1 protein-coding gene is annotated in these 563 nt (G+C 48.7%); it reads left to right on the top strand.

Going from position 1 to position 563, the window contains the following annotated elements; translation table 11 throughout:
- Window positions 1-563 (top strand): IS256 family transposase (locus JMX63_RS14450; protein ID WP_201573204.1); only part of this gene is annotated, 563 nt, incomplete at both ends.

Here is a 563-nt window from a genome sequence, read left to right on the forward strand (position 1 = left end):
TACGCCAAAGGTCAAACCACTACTGAGATTGTCGAAACCATCAAGGACATCTACGACGTCGACATCTCAAGCAGCTTGGTTTCCAGAGTCACTGACAACATCTTGGATGACATCACCGCTTGGCAGAACCGGCCACTGAGCAGCGTCTATCCTATCGTCTACTTAGACTGCATTGTCGTCAAAGTTCGTCAGGACAAGCAGATCATCAACAAAGCTATCTATCTGGCCTTAGGCGTTGCTCTTGATGGTAAAAAAGAGCTGCTTGGCATGTGGCTATCAGAGAACGAGGGCGCTAAATTCTGGCTTGGTGTTCTCACTGAGCTACAAAACCGCGGGGTTCAAGATATTCTTATTGCCTGTGTAGACGGCCTAAAAGGCTTCCCTGATGCCATTAATACGGTCTACCCTAACGCTCAGGTTCAGCTGTGTATCGTGCATATGGTGCGCTATTCGATGAAGTTCGTACCTTGGACGGACAAGAAGGCCGTAGCAGCTGATTTAAAGGCCATCTACGGTGCTGATACGCTTGAGATGGCAGAGGCCAACCTTGAGCACTTTGATGA

It is taken from the genome of Psychrobacter nivimaris, assembly GCF_904846365.1.
In the GTDB taxonomy this organism is placed as follows: domain Bacteria; phylum Pseudomonadota; class Gammaproteobacteria; order Pseudomonadales; family Moraxellaceae; genus Psychrobacter; species Psychrobacter nivimaris_B.